General features: G+C 43.4%; 21 protein-coding genes. 8 read left to right on the forward strand and 13 right to left on the reverse strand.

Translation table 11 applies throughout. The annotated features are described in order from the left end of the window. Window positions 1-55: 55 nt before the first annotated feature. From rnr to CW740_RS02495, 3 genes are read left to right on the forward strand one after another with little or no spacing between them, the layout of a single operon-like run. A complete protein-coding gene (rnr, locus tag CW740_RS02485; protein WP_106646044.1) occupies window positions 56-2,473 on the forward strand; it encodes a ribonuclease R in 2,418 nt (805 codons plus the stop codon). 30 nt (window positions 2,474-2,503) lie between these two features. After that, the gene (gene rlmB / locus CW740_RS02490; protein WP_106646045.1) at window positions 2,504-3,244 is read left to right on the forward strand and encodes a 23S rRNA (guanosine(2251)-2'-O)-methyltransferase RlmB; all 741 of its coding nucleotides are present in this window, start codon (window positions 2,504-2,506) and stop codon (window positions 3,242-3,244) included. Window positions 3,245-3,273: 29 nt separating this feature from the next. Then, on the forward strand, window positions 3,274-3,951 hold the full coding sequence (locus tag CW740_RS02495; protein ID WP_106646046.1) for a hypothetical protein: 678 nt from the start codon (window positions 3,274-3,276) through the stop codon (window positions 3,949-3,951). On the opposite strand, the gene CW740_RS02500 is transcribed toward CW740_RS02495, so the two are convergent. The 4 genes from CW740_RS02500 to CW740_RS02515 form a co-directional block, all read right to left on the reverse strand. Beyond that, a complete protein-coding gene (locus CW740_RS02500; protein ID WP_106646047.1) occupies window positions 3,948-4,877 on the reverse strand; it encodes a 5-oxoprolinase subunit C family protein in 930 nt (309 codons plus the stop codon). The two genes, CW740_RS02495 and CW740_RS02500, sit on opposite strands and share 4 nt — an antisense overlap. Further along, window positions 4,874-5,566 (reverse strand): 5-oxoprolinase subunit PxpB, encoded by a 693-nt coding sequence (gene pxpB, locus CW740_RS02505; RefSeq protein ID WP_106646048.1) that lies wholly within the window; start codon window positions 5,564-5,566, stop codon window positions 4,874-4,876. Before pxpB ends, CW740_RS02500 begins: the two co-directional genes overlap by 4 nt. An 8-nt stretch (window positions 5,567-5,574) precedes the next feature. Then, a complete protein-coding gene (gene pxpA, locus CW740_RS02510) occupies window positions 5,575-6,333 on the reverse strand; it encodes a 5-oxoprolinase subunit PxpA (RefSeq protein ID WP_106646049.1) in 759 nt (252 codons plus the stop codon). 71 nt (window positions 6,334-6,404) lie between these two features. Then, the gene (locus CW740_RS02515) at window positions 6,405-7,607 is read right to left on the reverse strand and encodes an Nramp family divalent metal transporter (RefSeq protein WP_106646050.1); all 1,203 of its coding nucleotides are present in this window, start codon (window positions 7,605-7,607) and stop codon (window positions 6,405-6,407) included. 123 nt (window positions 7,608-7,730) lie between these two features. Between CW740_RS02515 and CW740_RS02520 the strand changes: the two genes are divergently transcribed. Further along, window positions 7,731-8,423 (forward strand): hypothetical protein, encoded by a 693-nt coding sequence (locus tag CW740_RS02520; RefSeq protein WP_106646051.1) that lies wholly within the window; start codon window positions 7,731-7,733, stop codon window positions 8,421-8,423. Between the two features lie 128 nt (window positions 8,424-8,551). Here the strand turns inward: CW740_RS02520 and asnA are convergent, their stop codons facing one another. Beyond that, the gene (asnA, locus tag CW740_RS02525; protein WP_106646052.1) at window positions 8,552-9,544 is read right to left on the reverse strand and encodes an aspartate--ammonia ligase; all 993 of its coding nucleotides are present in this window, start codon (window positions 9,542-9,544) and stop codon (window positions 8,552-8,554) included. 178 nt (window positions 9,545-9,722) lie between these two features. Between asnA and asnC the strand changes: the two genes are divergently transcribed. Further along, on the forward strand, window positions 9,723-10,193 hold the full coding sequence (asnC, locus tag CW740_RS02530; protein WP_106646053.1) for a transcriptional regulator AsnC: 471 nt from the start codon (window positions 9,723-9,725) through the stop codon (window positions 10,191-10,193). Between the two features lie 4 nt (window positions 10,194-10,197). Here the strand turns inward: asnC and CW740_RS02535 are convergent, their stop codons facing one another. From CW740_RS02535 to CW740_RS02545, 3 genes are read right to left on the reverse strand one after another with little or no spacing between them, the layout of a single operon-like run. Beyond that, window positions 10,198-10,686 (reverse strand): pilin, encoded by a 489-nt coding sequence (locus tag CW740_RS02535; RefSeq protein ID WP_106646054.1) that lies wholly within the window; start codon window positions 10,684-10,686, stop codon window positions 10,198-10,200. 2 nt (window positions 10,687-10,688) lie between these two features. Beyond that, the gene (locus tag CW740_RS02540; RefSeq protein ID WP_106646055.1) at window positions 10,689-11,669 is read right to left on the reverse strand and encodes a type II secretion system F family protein; all 981 of its coding nucleotides are present in this window, start codon (window positions 11,667-11,669) and stop codon (window positions 10,689-10,691) included. Between the two features lie 25 nt (window positions 11,670-11,694). Continuing rightward, complete coding sequence (locus CW740_RS02545) at window positions 11,695-12,186, reverse strand: hypothetical protein (RefSeq protein WP_106646056.1); 492 nt, start codon at window positions 12,184-12,186, stop codon at window positions 11,695-11,697. 223 nt (window positions 12,187-12,409) lie between these two features. Here CW740_RS02545 and rpsF point away from each other — a divergent pair, with 223 nt between their 5' ends. From rpsF to rplI, 3 genes are read left to right on the forward strand one after another with little or no spacing between them, the layout of a single operon-like run. Then, complete coding sequence (rpsF, locus tag CW740_RS02550; protein WP_018625237.1) at window positions 12,410-12,808, forward strand: 30S ribosomal protein S6; 399 nt, start codon at window positions 12,410-12,412, stop codon at window positions 12,806-12,808. Window positions 12,809-12,822: 14 nt separating this feature from the next. Further along, entirely contained in the window at window positions 12,823-13,050 is a 228-nt protein-coding gene (gene rpsR / locus CW740_RS02555; protein WP_012800504.1) for a 30S ribosomal protein S18, read from the forward strand. Window positions 13,051-13,075: 25 nt separating this feature from the next. Continuing rightward, on the forward strand, window positions 13,076-13,531 hold the full coding sequence (gene rplI, locus CW740_RS02560; RefSeq protein ID WP_106646057.1) for a 50S ribosomal protein L9: 456 nt from the start codon (window positions 13,076-13,078) through the stop codon (window positions 13,529-13,531). A gap of 138 nt (window positions 13,532-13,669) precedes the next feature. On the opposite strand, the gene CW740_RS02565 is transcribed toward rplI, so the two are convergent. The 5 genes from CW740_RS02565 to CW740_RS12420 form a co-directional block, all read right to left on the reverse strand. Beyond that, on the reverse strand, window positions 13,670-14,500 hold the full coding sequence (locus CW740_RS02565) for a hypothetical protein (protein ID WP_106646058.1): 831 nt from the start codon (window positions 14,498-14,500) through the stop codon (window positions 13,670-13,672). A gap of 23 nt (window positions 14,501-14,523) precedes the next feature. Beyond that, window positions 14,524-14,922 carry a GFA family protein gene (locus CW740_RS02570; protein WP_106646059.1) on the reverse strand — a complete coding sequence of 133 codons (399 nt, stop codon included), beginning with the start codon at window positions 14,920-14,922 and terminating at the stop codon, window positions 14,524-14,526. A gap of 47 nt (window positions 14,923-14,969) precedes the next feature. Beyond that, window positions 14,970-15,392, reverse strand: a complete 423-nt coding sequence (locus CW740_RS02575) for a hypothetical protein (protein WP_227523883.1) — start codon at window positions 15,390-15,392, stop codon at window positions 14,970-14,972. Further along, window positions 15,389-15,787, reverse strand: coding sequence for a thiol-disulfide oxidoreductase DCC family protein (locus CW740_RS02580; RefSeq protein ID WP_106646061.1), 399 nt, complete (start codon window positions 15,785-15,787; stop codon window positions 15,389-15,391). Before CW740_RS02580 ends, CW740_RS02575 begins: the two co-directional genes overlap by 4 nt. A 496-nt stretch (window positions 15,788-16,283) precedes the next feature. Further along, window positions 16,284-16,580: a hypothetical protein gene (locus CW740_RS12420; protein WP_157826391.1), complete on the reverse strand. Its 297-nt coding sequence runs from the start codon at window positions 16,578-16,580 to the stop codon at window positions 16,284-16,286. Between the last annotated feature and the right edge of the window lie 102 nt (window positions 16,581-16,682).

The raw sequence follows: 16,682 nt of genomic DNA on the forward strand, positions 1-16,682 counted from the left end.
ACCGTTACAATGGCTCAGAGCCATTATTTGATAGCTCTGTAACTAGGAATACTCTATGTCAAAAAGAAAGAATCAGGACCCTCAAGCTGAGCTAGAAGCCCAGCGTTATCAAAACCCTATCGCAAGCCGTCAGTTTATTCTGCGTCAGTTAGAAGAGGCCGGTGAGCCTGTATCGCTGGATCAGTTGGCCAAGCGATTGGAGATGAAGGAACCTGAGCAGGTCGAAGCGTTGCAGAAACGCTTAAACGCTATGGAGCGTGATGGCCAGTTAATATGTAATCGAAAAGGTCGTTATTGTCTGGTTGATGCTACCGATCTGGTGCGGGGCAAAGTCCTGGCGCACAGAGATGGCTACGGCTATCTCGCGCTGGAAAAAGGTGGTGATGACTGGTATTTGTCGCCACGAGAGATGCAGACCGTATTTCATGGTGATAAGGTTCTTGCGCGAGTCCGTAATGTGGATCGTCGTGGCCGCACTGAAGGCGCCATTGTTGAAATACTCGATGGCTCAACCAGCCACATCGTTGGCCGTCTTAACGAAGAAAATGGAATGAAGTTTGTAACTTCAGAAGACCCACGAATTTTACATGATTTAATCATTGCACCTGACGACTGCATGAATGCCGAAATCGGTCAGGTGGTTGTTGCACAAATTGTTCAAAGACCAAAACGTAATCAGCACGCACGCGGTATCATCACCGAAGTCTTAGGTGACTATTTATCAGCAGGAATGGAAATCGAGATTGCCATTCGCAATCATCAGATTCCTTATGAATGGCCGGATGATGTGTTATCGGAAGTGGGTGAGTTACCCGTTGAGGTTACCGAAAAAGACTGGCAGGGGCGTGTCGATTTACGCCAGTTACCACTGGTCACCATTGATGGTGAAGATGCTCGTGATTTTGATGATGCGGTGTATTGTCGTCGTAAAGCGAAAGGCGGCTGGACTTTATGGGTAGCGATTGCCGATGTCAGTCACTATGTCCGACCAGGCTCCGCGTTAGATCAGGAAGCGCTAGAGCGCGGTAATTCAGTTTACTTCCCAGAATTCGTTGTACCTATGTTGCCTGAGCTGTTATCTAACGGCTTATGTTCATTGAAGCCTAAAGTTGATCGTCTGTGTATGGTGGCCGAGATGTCATTAACGGCAACGGGGCAAGTAACTGCATCAAAGTTCTATCCAGCCGTAATGCATTCTCATGCCCGTTTTACTTATGACAAGGTATGGGGCATTTTAAGTGGCGACGAAGCATTACAAAAAGAATATGCGCCACTGGTTGGCGACCTGAAAGAACTGCACGAATTATTTAAAGCAAGGCTAAAGTTAAAAGAAGCGCGCGGAGCCATTGAGTTTGAGACCACAGAAACGCAAATCATTTTTGACGAAAATAAAAAGATTGAAAAAATTGTTGGCCGAGTCAGAAATGATGCCCACAAGATTATCGAAGAGTGCATGATTTGTGCCAATGTTGCAGCTGCTGAGTTCATTGAGAAACATGAAAAGCCGGGCGTGTATCGTGTTCACGAGGGACCTTCCGAGGAGCGGCTGGAAAAATTCAGAGCGTTTCTGGGTGAGTTAGGCATTTTCCTGTTTGGTGGTTCAACACCTGAGCCTCGTCATTATCGCGAATTGCATGATGCCATTGCAGAAAGACCTGATCAGGAACTGATACAGACAATGATGCTTCGCTCAATGATGCAGGCAGTGTACAGTCCTGACAATCAAGGGCACTTCGGTCTAGCGTTTGACTCCTATACTCACTTCACTTCACCAATCCGTCGTTATCCTGACTTATTAGTTCATCGCATCATCAAAGCGATACTGGCACGTGAGTTTGAAATGGCCGGTACAGATGGTGGCATTGAGTATGAAGAAAAAGAACTGGTAGCTTTTACTGAGCACAGCTCCATGACTGAACGTCGTGCCGATTTGGCAACACGCGATGTGGTTGATTGGCTTAAGTGTGAATACATGTTGACCCGTGTAGGAGAGGAATATTGGGGAACCATTTCCAGTGTGACAAGCTTCGGTATTTTTGTGGCACTTGATGAATTGTTCGTCGAAGGTCTTATCCATATCAGTGAACTGGGTGATGATTATTATCATTTTGACGCCTTGAAAATGCGCTTGATTGGAGAGCATAAACGACAGTCTTACCGAGTGGGTGATCGTGTCAAAATTAAGGTCGCCAACGTCGATATGGAACAGCGAAATATTGATTTTGCATTAATCGAGCGTGAGTACGTTAAGCGCGAAGAACCCAAAGGACAAGAGCGTAAAAAACTCTATGCCAAAGCTAAAAAATCAGGTTCGCTCAGTGGTGATGGCAAGAAAGGGAAAGATGGTAAGAAGCGTCGTGATTACCGTAAAGGTGCTGCGAAAGGCAGTAAACCAGCCTCTGGCAGTGCCAAGAAAGGTGCGAAAAATACCAAGCCAAAACGCGGCAAGAATGGTAAGAAAAAAAGTAAGTAGCAGTTTCAACCAAATTTAAAAGAGTAACTCATGTCAGAATTAGTTTATGGACTACATGCTGTCGAAGTCCTATTAAAACGTAGTAGTGAAAGAGTAGAGCGATTGTATATTCAAAGCAATCGCCATGACCAGCGATCGCACAAAGTGGTTAAGTTGGCGCAGGATAAGAATATTCCAGTTATTCAAAAAGATCGCGACGAACTCGATGAAATGACTGACCAACGTCATCAAGGCGTAATTGCAGTTTGTCGACCAGAAAAGAAAAAAAGCTTTCATGAAAAGCATATTCCAGAATTGCTCAGTCAAATTGATGGAGCTCCACTAATCCTGATTCTTGATGGTGTGACCGACCCGCATAATCTGGGAGCCTGTTTACGAAGCGCCGATGCAGCAGGTGTTCATATGGTGATTGCTCCAAAAGATAACGCAGCCAGCATTACCGATGTGGTGCGCAAAGTTGCTTGTGGTGCAGCTGAAACCGTTCCGTTTATCCCAGTGACTAATTTGGTTCGAACCATGAAACAATTACAGGAAGCTGGAGTGTGGATCGCTGGAACCGCAGGTGAAGCTGATCAGGATATTTATCAAGCCAACTTAACTGGCCCATTGGCGATTGTCATGGGCGCTGAAGGCGAGGGGATGCGTCGATTGACACGCGAAAACTGTGACTACCTGATTAAGATTCCAATGGCTGGCGAAGTATCCAGTTTAAATGTGTCTGTAGCCACAGGCGTAACTTTATTTGAGGCGGTTCGACAAAGAACAAAGTAATTGTGTTAATTGAAGGGAAGGAAATAATAATGAATAAAGTTGTTTATGTTTTATTGGGTTTATCTTTAGTAGCAAATGGTTATTTCTTATTAAATAACGAATCTGAGAAAGAAAATGTTGTCGTTAAAGAAGTCACTAAACAAAAAGCTGAAATCAAACAAGAAGTTGAAGAACAAATCATAAAGCAGGAAGCAGTCGAGGAAAATGAAGATCTTAAACAAGAGCAATTGTATCTTGATAAAATTGCTGAACTTGAAAGTGAAATTGCATTGCTAAAACAACAGCAAGCCGATTCTTCTTCAAAATCTACAGGTGCTATTACATTTAAAACCAGCAAGGAGATGGACAAAGAGTTGGTGGAAAAGCTTAGACTGGATATGAACCAACCAAAAGAGGACTTTGACAAAGAATCTGTTGATCCTGCATGGGCATTTAGGCGACAGGACGAAGTATATGATTTGTTTGCCAATTCCGACATTACCAATCAATTAAATCTTAAAGATGTCACTTGTAAAACGACTGTTTGCAAAGTCACTCTGGAAACCTTTGATGATAAGCAGTCCAGTAGAATGATGGCAATGATGGATGCTTCTCAATTATTCGATAGCAGTGATTTGTTAAAGAACTTAAGCAATCAAGCTACTTTTGATGAGGAAACGAACGAAATCTTTATGTATTTGTATCAGGAAGACGAAGAGTCAGATTAAACATAAAGGAATTGTTTCAGTAAGTTAGTCTTTGCGTTCAACAAATCAATCGCATCATCAACATCTATGCACTGAAAGCTAATCGAGTCATTAGCTTTCAGTTGTCCTAATATCGACAAATCTGCAGTTATAACCTGCCCAATTCTTGGGTACCCACCAGTTGTTTGGCCATCAGCTAAAGTAATTATCGGTTGGCCATCTGGTGGTATCTGAATGGTACCAGGTGTGATGGGTGCGGTTGTCATCGACAATGTTTCAGTTGTTTTTAAAACTTCTCCTTTTAATCGCATACCCATGCGGTTACTTTGACTGGTAACCTTATATCCTGAATCCATGAATGAATTTTGCGTGGCATTAGAAAAGTCTGACCATTCACGGCCTTCAACAAAACGAATTTGATAGTTGTCGCCAAACTCAAGCTGTAGTTCTTTCGGAGTTTTTTTAGTTTTCGGATTAACGATATTGGTTAATGGCAGCGTGTTATTATTCTTAAAGGCCTTTCCTTCATATCCACCAAAATTGGCCATTAAATTGGTTGAGTAACTTTCCATAATTTTTGGTAAATCAGGTTCTGCAGAAAAAGCCAGATAAGCCCTGGCGCCATTAACTAACTTGCCAAAAGCTAACCGTTCACCTTTGTTTACCAAAAGTGTCTGATGCATATCCACTGGTATATCATCAATCGAAAGTTCGAAGTGAGCTCCTGTCACAGCAATGGCCATATCTTGAGTGAATTCAATCACTGGCCCAGCCTGGGTAATTTCAAGACAGGCAGAGTTTAAAGGTTTGCTGACTAGCCAATTGGCAATCTGTAGACTGACTGGATCAAGCGCTCCATTATTGGGAATTCCGAATCGTCTAAAACCAGGACGACCTAGATCCTGTAGGCTGGTTTGCATGCCAGCTTTGATGAAGTTAATACTCATTCGCTTGCCTCGATGAGTCGTTCAAACTCTTCATAGCTGATGGGTACGAAGCGCACTTTATCCAGCGGATGGGCAATAGCGGGTGGTGACTTATGAATATCCAGCATGGTCTTTGGCGTGCGGCCAATAATCTGCCAACCACCGGGACTGGCAATTGGGTAGATACCTGTTTGATTGCCACCAATTCCAACAGAGCCAGCTTCTATTCTTGTTCGTGGGTTGTCGCGGCGAGGGCAGTGAAGTCGCTCATCAAGACCACCTAAATAGAGAAAGCCCGGCAGGAATCCAAGCATATAGACGGTATATTCCTGGCTGCTGTGGGCTTCGATCAATTCTTTAACCGTCATGCTGCAGTAATCTGCAACATAGTTGATATCTTCAGCAACTCTTTCGTCATAGCACACCGGTATTTCTATGGTGTTACCGCTACTGGCATCTAGCATCTTTGCTTGTTTCATATCAGTCTCAATCTGAGACAAAGCCTGCTCCGGCTGAAACTCCAGTGGCTCAAAAATAATGAGTAGACTGTTGTAGGCAGGAACTAATTCGATAAAACCAGTTGGTGGGCTTTGCTCAATTGATTCCGCTACGCCCAGAATATAACGCAAAAGGTTTTCTGAAATATCACCATCAAATTCAATAAGAATAGAATGGTCGCTGTTTACGAAGAGTTTGTTATTGAATGGCATCTTTATTATTAGCTGATCTCAATTTCATGTTCACGAAGCAATTGATATAGCCGCTGTGCAATGTCTTTGGCATTGGGGTTATCACCATGCAGACAAATGGTATCAACTTTCAATGTCAGCGGAATACCTTCGATAGACGAAATGGAATCTCCCTTTGCCAGACTCAGTGCCTGACTAAGACTTTCATTAAGAGTTTTGTGAAGCGCTTGTGCATGGCCTCTTGGGACCAGGTGAGTATTGGCATGGTAGTTTCTGTCCATGAATCCTTCATGCAAAAATTCTAACTCCAATTCCTGTGCTGCGGTATACAGGTTTGACTGAGCCAGCCCCATCAGCTTAATACCATCACCAAAACTTTTAATTTCTTCGGCAATGATTAAGGCTAACTCTTTGTTTGCCGCTGCATCATTATACAGAGCACCATGCGGTTTAATGTGGTGTAATTCGGTATTCTGCCGCTGACATTCTTCTGCAATTGTATCAATCTGTTGACGCAGTGTTTGTCTCAATTCCTGCTCGCCTATCTTCATTGAGACGCGACCAAAGTTGTCCTTATCAGGGTAAGAAGGGTGAGCCCCAATTTTAAGTTGATTGTGAATTGCATTCGCAACAGTGACTTTAATACTTTGAGCGTTACCAGCATGACCGCCGCAGGCAATGTTGCAGGAAGAGATGTAGGGCATGAGGTGCGAATCGGCTTCCCATTTTTGTGGGTTGGTGCTTTCGCCCAGATCACAATTAATGTCGATGGAATATTTGGTTGTCATAATTGATTAGTTTAGCACACTCCAGTGGTAACAAGCTGTTTAACCTGGTGTTAATTAAGAAGCCCAAAAGCTTACATCAGACTGCGTCCGCTGAGCATTAAGGTTACCAGAACCACAAGACCGCCCAGGATGTTTTGCGTAATTGAATTCTTGTGTTTTCCCAGAAAAGACTGATTCATGGTCCATAACAGGAAAATAGCAATTACCGGAAGCAAGATGCCATTAGCGATTTGTGCAAACCAGATAATCGAAATGGGTTTAAAGCCGATCGAAGCTAGTATAACTCCAGTTACTAAGATACCGATCCAGACAGCTCGGAATTTAATGTAGCGCATATCATTGCCGAGCTGCATCAGGCCAGCCAGTGCATAGGCAGACGCCAGCGGGGCAGTAATCGCTGAAGTGATGCCAGCTGAAAACAAACCCAGAGCAATCAGGTATTTGGCACTTGCTCCAAACAATGGTTCCAAGCTTAAAGCCATATCTGCTGCTGAATTGATTTCTATCTGTTTTGAGAAGAATGCGCTGGCCGCGGTGGAAATAATCGCCATGGTTATCAGGCCACCAAGCGGAATTGATATCAACAAGTCCCGACGAGCTTCTGGTAAATCATTTTCATCATGCCATTTCTTTTTGGCGCTGCTGGCGTGTAGGAATAAATTGTAGGGAACCACAGTGGTCCCGATCAGAGCGATGACTGTTAAGGTAGCGCCATCTGGTAGTGTTGGAATAAGCAAGCCAGAGAAGAGTTCACCAAAGTCGGGTTTGGTAATGATAAACGTCAAAATGAAAGATACGCTCATCACTAATACTATGGCTATCAAAAAGCGCTCGATAAGTTTATAGCTTCCTGTCCACAACAGAACGAAAGCAATGATACCGATCAGTAATGCCCAGCCATTTAAAGTGCCTGCCAGAAACCACTCGCCAAAGACCGCATCAATCCCTAAGGTTGCTCCAGCAATATTGCCACCTTCGTAAGCTGCATTGCCTATGACGATCGCGCTAATGATCAGAATAACGGCCACGCCTCTGGCCAGAGGGTTGGTAAACTGTTCTCGAATCGACTCACCCAGACCTTTCCGGCCAACCACTCCCAGGCGTGCAGTCATTTCTTGCAGAATCATAGTGGCGATAACTGAAAACACCAGTGCCCACAGCAATACAAATCCGAAGCTTGCACCAGCCTTGGTTGCAACTGTCACTGTGCCGGGGCCAATAAAAGCGGCGGTGACTAAGGTAGCTGGCCCAAAAGAGAATTTTCGTTTTGTCATACTGTTCACATTTCGTTTTGTATGAGCCTACATCTATTTGATATCTCAGGCAATTATTTGCATGAGGAATTGTCATGGGGTATAAAGCATAGCCAACAATATTTATAAAACATGGAGTTAATAATGAAAAAAATCCTTATCGTAGGCCTGATTCTGTCTTTAGCGGCAAATGCATATCTTTTTTTTAATCAAAACGATCAGAGCATAACGAAAGTTATTAGCACTCCGACAAAACAACAGACAAATCAGATTAATAATAATCAAGTTGCTGGAGCTGAAACTACATTGGCTCTTAAAGCAAAAATTAAAGAGTTAGAAACAACAATTGCTGAAATTTCTGAGAATAGAAAAGCCGATAAATCTCGCATCCAAGAGTTGGAAGATTTACTAGCAAATAAAGATATAGCTCAGGAAAGCTCAAAACCAATGAGAGCTTCAAGCAAAAGCAATACGATTGATAAAGAGGAAGTAGAAAAGCTAAGAGCTGAAAAGGAGAGTTTAATTGAGCAATTTGAAGAAGAAAAGGTAGACCCAAGCTGGGCTTACAAGGTTCAGGATGATATTACAGACATGATTCATGAGTCAGATTTACTTTTAAATATGAGCTTTAATGGTATCGAATGTAAAACCACAAAATGTCGAGTTTCAATAACACCAAATGAACAAGGAATGGGTCACAAAATCACTGCCTTTTTTGATGTCTCATCACAACTCAGAGAATCCGAATATAGCAAGTATGTGACTATTTCTGATAATATGGGTGATGAGTCAGGGGAGATGTATGTTTATCTTTCAAGACCCGACACCGAAGAATAATTCTTCGGGCAGGCACATAGGCACTGCCCCTACCGGAATCTGGAACTATGGATTTACCAAACTGTACGTCATCCCGCGGCTTGACCGCGGGATGACACCATTTTGTTTTGTCATAGGGCGTTCATTACTTACAGCAATCCCACCGCCACTTCATCAGGCCATACACTGAATTGAACCTGCCCTATGTGTGCCTTCATCAACAACAGCATGATTAAACGTGATTGGCCAATACCGCCGCCAATGGTTAGTGGCAATTCATCCTGTATCAGCTTTTGATGCCAGGGCATATGCAATCGGTACTGGCACTGGCGTAGTTCGAGCTGTCGAATGAGTGCATCCTTACATACCCGAATACCCATGGAAGATACTTCGAAGGCGTCTTTGAGGATTGGGTTCCAGATCAGAATATCACCGTTCAAACCCTGCAGGCCTTCGCTGGTTGGTGTGCTCCAGTCATCATAGTCGGGTGCGCGACCGTCATGGATACTGCCATCACCTAACTCTCCGCCAATACCCATCAGGAAGACAGCGCCATACTCTTTACAAATTTCGTGTTCGCGCTGCTTGGCATTCAATTCAGGATAGCGCTGGCGAAGTGTTTCGCTGTGAATAAAAGTGATCTGTTCAGGCAGGATTGGTTCGCGCCCCATCTGCTCTGCGACTACTAAATCAATCGAACGCATGGCTGCATAAATCTGTTTGACCGCCTGTTGCAGATAGTCAGTGGTTCTGTCTGATGCCGTAATCACTTTCTCCCAGTCCCATTGATCCACGTATAAAGAGTGACGTTCGCTCAGTGATTCCTCATCAGGACGCAAAGCGCGCATCTGCGCAACAATGCCATGACCCGGCTGAAAACCACCTCGTGCTAGCAACAATCGCTTCCATTTTGCTAGAGATTGCACCACTTCCAGCTGCTTATTGATTGTTTTACTCGATACCGACACCGGCCTTTCGACACCATTCAGATCATCTTGGATGCCATCGCCTTTGATGGTCAAAATCGGTGCCTGAACTTCGATTAGGGAAAGTGCTTCGCTTAAAGCATCGGTGAATTGACTTTTGATGGTTTGAATCAATTTTTGATCCTGTACAAAAGCCTGGTGTGGTAACTGTTGCATGGTGAACCCCTTTTCCTATGAATCGTTGTTATATCGATAACTAATTGACTAATTGAGCTATATTTATCTAATTTGTCGGGTTAATATGCAATATCTGTCTAATAAAACAGTTTGTTAGCGATATAAGATCTAATTAATAGGGTTTCTGTTGGGTAATATCTAAAAAAGGGGCTGTGAATTGCAAAAAGATTATCAAATCGACAATCTGGATAAATCGATACTGTCGGAGTTGTTGCTCGAGGCACGTACACCTTACGCCAAAATTGCCGAACAGCTGGATGTCAGTGCAGGAACGATTCATGTGCGAATCGAGAAAATGCGTCAGGCTGGCATTATTAAAGGCACCAAGGTAAGAATTGAGCCCAAGGCGCTAGGCTTTGATGTCTGCTGTTTTGTTGGTATTTTCCTGAAGAGTGCCAAGGACTATCAGCCGGTGGCGGCTTTACTGGAGCAAATCCCGGAAGTGATAGAGGCCTATTACACCACTGGCCAATACAGTATTTTGACCAAGGTGGTGACACCGAATATCGAAACCTTTCAGGATGTGTTGATTAATAAATTGCAGGCCATTGAGCAGGTGCGCTCGACGGAAACCATGATATCCCTACAGAATCCGATCCATAGGGATATTGATGGGCTTTTGATTTAGGGTACTAATATGCTTTACGACAGCTTGAAGGCAGGTACTTAGCGTCAATGTTGGTCTTGTTTTCGCCAGCTGCGCTCATGCCCGCGGGAGGCTCATCGCCACCACACACCCACGAAATAGGGCTGGTTGGATTGGCGGTCACGTAAATCGGTCTAATGCTCAAGATCTTACCTTCCAAGGGATGATTAACCTTGTTCCCTAGCGTTACGTGAATCGCGCCATCTTCAACTTCAATACCTGTGACGTAATTACCTAACAGGTGTTCTGGCTTGGGCGCACCAGCTTCCATGTTATCCGCCGGAAACTTGGTGTGGTACTTGTAATATTCTTTAACCGTGCTCTGCACTTCGCTGGCCAGAGTGATGCTTTCAGCAATTTTTGCGCGGACGATATAATCCTGATATGCCGGTAAAGAAATGGCAGCCAGAATGCCGATGATGGCCACGACCACCATTAATTCGAGCAGGGTGAATGCTTTTATTGTGTGTTTCATAATTAAAATCCTGAACCCATCTGGAAAATTGGTAAATAAATTGAAAGAACGACCTGAAATACAATGGCTATGACCAGTAGATGTAATGTGATAGCCAGCATGGCAGTTTTACGGTGTGTGGACTCAATCGCCTGTGTTTCCAGTGAGTTGATTAAAGTAGGGCTTTCTTCAGCAAAGGTCTGAAGCTTGAAAAGAGCCAGCAGCTGTTCTTTTTCCTGAGCATAGAAAATATGATCAAACGTCAGTTGCTCTGACTGACTAAAGAACGGTGAGTTGAGTGCTTTTAAGCGTTCATTCTGATTATCAGGCAGTCTCTGTGAAAAAGCACTTAAGTTATAAATGAAGCGAACACGACTCAGGTGCATCATGATGCCGCGCATAATCGGTAGCTTGGTAAGAAGTTTGCTTTGTGTGTATGACTCAACAGTAGTCAGATTGGCCAACACGAATAACGCAATAATTAAAACAGGTGGCAAATAAAGAAGCAGCGACCACCAAGATTTAAATTGCAGTACATCCATTCGATGCTGGAAGCTGGATGAGTACATTTGACCATCCATAATAATATTATTGTAAGCAGGAACCAGATACAGACTGAAAACGCCAAGCACCAACAGAGCTATCACGCTCAATAAAGCTGCGTAGCCAGTGCTGCGCAGAATGCGGCTTTTGACAATCTGCGCAATCTGCATTTCGCTTGAGTTGGCCGCAGTGTAGTGTTGCAGGACTTCAAGCTCATTCAGGCCCAGCTCTTTACCGCGACGAAGCTGTTCGGTAATTGGTGAACCTTTGATATTCAGCTTTTCAAAAGCACGCTCAAGGCTTTGTGTGGCCTCATAGATAGTGTGTGCCTGCTGCCAGCGGTCACGTTGCTCTGCAGGAACTTCGTTAACCATGATGTTAAATGCCGTCCTGGGCTCTTCGCCCTTGGCCATCAGGTGTACAAACTGGCGCAAGTAAAATTGTGAGTTATCGTTTTTCATAATAATTTATAATATCTGTTGTATTTTATAGCTGCTTCTTTACCGAACCCTCTTTACAGAAAAAAGGCATCAGGTGGAACGTTTCATCCTGCTTAACAGTACAAGCAGGGCTTATGACAGAGTTATGGCTATCATCCAGCATGAATGTCACTTGTGTCGAGGGGTATTGCTGAAAAGGCTGCATGACTAAGTTGAATTTAGCAGATTGTGTATAAAGCTGATCAATTTTGGGCAAATTATCGCCAAATTCGAACCACTCATAATCCTTTCCCTGCTGTTTAAAGTTACCGTGCCAGGCATAATATTCCTGCTGTTCAAGGCGGTATTCTATAAACTGGTGGCTTAAAGGCGCTGCAATCGCAACCTTATAGAAATAGTCTGCGGTGATTCTAATCCCAAAAAGGGTCAGAGTCGTCATAATTGCCAGAACTGCAATCACTTCAAGGCTCAACCAGGAGTCGGCCTTAAAAAAGCTCTTACCAAGCTGAAAAGGGTATTTTTTGCGCAGAGAGTTCAAAGAGAGTCCAAGTTTATAATTCTAAAATCCATGTTTGAGTCGATACTAATACAGCCAGTCGACAAGGTCAATTTACCTTGACCCAAAGGGCTAAAATCCTTAAAATACGCGCCCTTAGTGGCTATCCACTAATTTTTTGACAATCTGGTTTACTCCTTGTTGCCTTTAACTTTTTATACAAATCAAAGAGTTACTGGTGGCTGGAAACCGAAAGGAGACTTTAATGAGACACTACGAAATCGTATTCCTAGTGCACCCTGACCAATCTGATCAGGTGCCTGGCATGATCGAACGTTACACAAAGATGATCACAGACGCGGCTGGCACAGTTCACCGCTTAGAAGACTGGGGTCGTCGTCAACTAGCCTACCCAATCAACAAACTTCATAAAGCGCACTACGTTTTAATGAACGTTGAAACTACAGGCGAAATCATCGAAGAGCTTGAAGATGCATTCCGTTTCAATGACGCAATCTTGCGTAACATGGTAATGCGTCGTAAAGAAGCTGTTACCGAAGCCTCTCCTATGGCTGCTGCTAAAAAAGACGAGAAAGCTGAAAAGCCTCGTAAAGAAGCCAAAGAAGAGAAATCTGAATCAACTGAAGAAGCTTCGGCTGAGTAATAAGGAGACATATCATGGCACGTTTTAATCGTCGTCGTAAGTTCTGCCGTTTCTCGGCTGAAGGTGTTGTTGAGATCGATTACAAAGATACAGCAACCTTGAAAAACTACATCACAGAAACAGGCAAAATTGTACCTAGCCGTATCACAGGCACAAGCGCAAAATACCAACGTCAATTGGCGTCTGCAGTAAAACGCGCTCGTTTCTTGGCTTTGTTGCCTTACACTGACAGCCACGAATAAGCGGCATTTTTAAGAGGAAATAACGATGAACGTCATTCTACTTGAAAAAATCCGCAATCTTGGTGACTTAGGTGATAGCGTAACTGTAGCTGCCGGCTATGGTCGTAACTTCCTGATTCCACAAGGTAAAGCGGTTCCTGCAACTAAGGAAAACATCAAACATTTCGAAGAGCGTCGTGCTGAACTACAAGCTGCCGCTGACGAGAAATTGGCTAAAGCACAAGCGCGTGCAGAGCAACTAGCTGGCTTGACTGTGACTATCGCAGCTAACGCTGGTGACGAAGGTAAATTGTTCGGTTCTGTTGGCACAGCTGACATCGCTGACGCAGTTACAGCTCAAGGCGTTGAACTTCAGAAGAAAGAAGTTCGTATGCCAGAAGGCGCGATTCGTCAAACTGGCGAATTCACTTTTGAAGTGCATTTGCACCCAGAAGTTGAAGCTAACATCAAAGTTGTTGTTGTTGGCGAAGAACAAGCTTAATTGTTTTAGAGCTCAAAAAAAAGGCACCTTCGGGTGCCTTTTCTTTTTCTGGCGCATAATCTTCATCAATGCTTTGTTAAAACTCTTCTCGAAATGCTCATGGACACAAAAGTCCACTCCGCTTTCTCAAATCTGGTTTTAATTCGCATCCTTAACTTCTTCGATATCACCTTCAATGACTTGCCACAAACCCAGTGAAGTAGCTACATAAAGCGGGTAGTCATAACTCAAACTGGTAAAGACATGAACAGGAGACGGGATCTCATCAACAATATGAGTCATCATTAGCGCATGTACATCTTCTCCTTGAGGCTGAAGGTTCATACAGCTTTTAGAGTAGTGCTCGTGTTCCATAACAGACTTCCCATCTTTAGAGACCAATAATCTTTGTGCGCCACCAATTGGAATAACGCCGGGATCTGTTGGTGGTGTCAAAAAGAAAACATTCCATCCATCATCATCTTCTAGTACGACACTGTTTAAGTTTTCTGAACAAGCTTCAGTAATGCTGTTCCCAGCACTAGAGAGTGCGGTAAGCATGACTATTTCGTCTTCGGTAACTGCTCGCTTGGGGTGAGCTTCAAAACCGGAAATTTCGAAGCTGTCGTTATAGAATACATCCGCGAATGAGAGGATTTCTCCATCACTATTAGAACGATAAAAGCTCACACGATGATTCCCTTCAGGATCAAGATGTACGAGCCAGCCTAGTGGGTTATCAATGGTACTAAGATCCAACTCTTCACGAACTTTGTCAGTTGCGGTCCAGGCAAGAGAGTCTTTAATCCAGATGAGATACCCTGCCTGTTCGCTGAATTGAATTTTTTGAATTTGCTCAGGTGTATAGAACAGTGGTTTTTGCGACTCCCCAGGAGCAGTGACATTATCCATACTATCAGTAGCTTGCTTTGAGTTTGTTTGGCAGCCAGATATCGCAAGTACAAGCACAGTCATTAAAAGTTTTTTCATAGTAGGATCCTTATTAAAAATTATTATTTAGGAAGGGCAGCAAATCGCTTGGTGTCTGATAATTTATCTTCCCAGCTTGCCCTATCATCAAAGAATATATGAGCAGTAGGATTGATAGTTGGCGAGGAGTCCAAACATCCCGCCGGGACAATGACGAGTTTTCCCTTAATTTCTGTTGGTACTGAAGAACCGCACTCTGTGCAGAAGCTTTTGGTAAAACGGGTGTTGGGTAAATTAAATGTTTTTACCAGCTCCTGACCTTTGAGCCAGTTTAAAGTAGCTTTAGTCGCAAACAGGTTTGCCCCATGAGCAGTTCCAGTTGCTTTTCTGCATCTGGAGCAGTGGCAAAGATAAAAACTGTCAAAATTATCGCTTATATCAAATTGTACTTTGCCGCAAAGGCATGAACCTGTTATTTGCATAGTAAGCTCCTAGGCTTTGTATCTGACTTCCTGCTGTTCAAAATACTCTAGGTCGTTTGACTTTTGAAGTGTTTCTTAGTCAATAATAAAGGGATTAAAAACAAGACTAAAACAGACCCGTTTAGATAAAAATGGGCAGCAACGTGATTAGCGAGAGAGAAGGTGGTATCTAACACCGCCCAGACTAGAGTTGCGCAAACTAACAACCACCAGTCTTTTTTGGTTTTAGTTTCAAATGCCTTTCCAATCGCATAGAAAAATAACAGCCCCCAGCTAGCGACGGTTGGCCCAAAGACACCAATCAGAAATTGTAATGACTGAGGGTTACTGTTCGGGAATGCGGTCTGTAGGTGCTGGAAGTAAGGTGCTGCTAGTGAGGTATACACCATAACGGGTAACAGCAAGCCACCAATGACATGAATAATGGCCAAGGTCTGCAGCCAACGTTTTGCCAATGAAATACTCATCATAAAAACCGATCCATAATTTCTTTACTCGGAATCATGCAATAATCGTGTTTGCCAAAAAGCTTGTAGCGGTTAAGAGCAATTCGGTCGTAACACCAGTCACGAAACCGTACAGGAAAAATACGTAAAATCCTCAGCCAGGGCCAAGGCTTTTTGAGCTGTTTAATAATTTCGAAAAAGGCTTCCGAACGAAAGTGAGCTTCATCACCTTTGATCAAAACCATCGTCTCAAAATTCTCAGTATCAAGACCATGCATTGATAACAACTCCTGACCTTTGGGCGACTGAACCGAACAGAACTTAAACGCAGCACCAGGATCACGATTGATTACAAAAGGCACCCACGCAGAGCAAAGCTTGCACTCACCGTCGAAGAGTATGATTGGGTGGATTGGCATGGGTAAACTTACTTTGATTTTATTGATTCTATGACTTCCCAGTGAAAATAGAAAACTAGGCTCCATGAAATATATATACAACCTAAAGATACACATATTGCAAAGGCGCGATCCCAGAATAATCCTGACCGAAAATTTAAATAAACATCTTTTGGTGGCCGACCAAATTTCTTTACGAAAGCACGGAAGCAAACTTTAAAGATCTGGCTATGTATAAGGGGGCTTGCTGCGATACACAGAACTCCTATGGTATATTTTGAGAGGCCTTGCCAAATTAAATATGCTATTCCAAGAAATAACAATATTATAGTGAAAGCATCAAAGGCTTTAGTTGCTTTTCCGCCAACCAAGAGGGACGTATGTAGATTAAGCATATAGATACTTGGCACTAGCAGTATTAAAATTATTTGAGTGTAAAGTAGATATTCATTCATATGTATAATTCCGTGCTCAGAGCAGTGCTTCGTGGCTACGCTTGCTACTTCCAGAATTCTTACTATCTCTTGTTATGGTTTCTTGTGTTCATATCTTTCGCGCGGTCGTAACAGACGCCACACAACAGGCTTATGCCAGCGAAAGATTCTGATTCCTCATTCCACTCACCAACGCGATTTACTACATCTTCGCATGTTGAGCACCAGGAATCTGGTCTGGGGTTGTCAGGACTCTCTTCTGAAGACCAAAATCCTCTTAGCTTACCATCTCGAAGACTCTGGACTATGTGCTGGCAAACAAAGGTTGCCTGCTGCTGTCCATGTTCGCTGCATTCTACATAGTGTTGCTCATTACTCATTTGAACTACCTTTTAACAAATTTGTAGCTGTAGCTTTGGTTAAAATCAGGCTAGTCGAGGGATATCGAATAAAAACCTCGAAGTCACTTTGTTCCTTCGAGG

Origin of the sequence: Kangiella profundi (assembly GCF_002838765.1) — a bacterium.
In the GTDB taxonomy this organism is placed as follows: domain Bacteria; phylum Pseudomonadota; class Gammaproteobacteria; order Enterobacterales; family Kangiellaceae; genus Kangiella; species Kangiella profundi.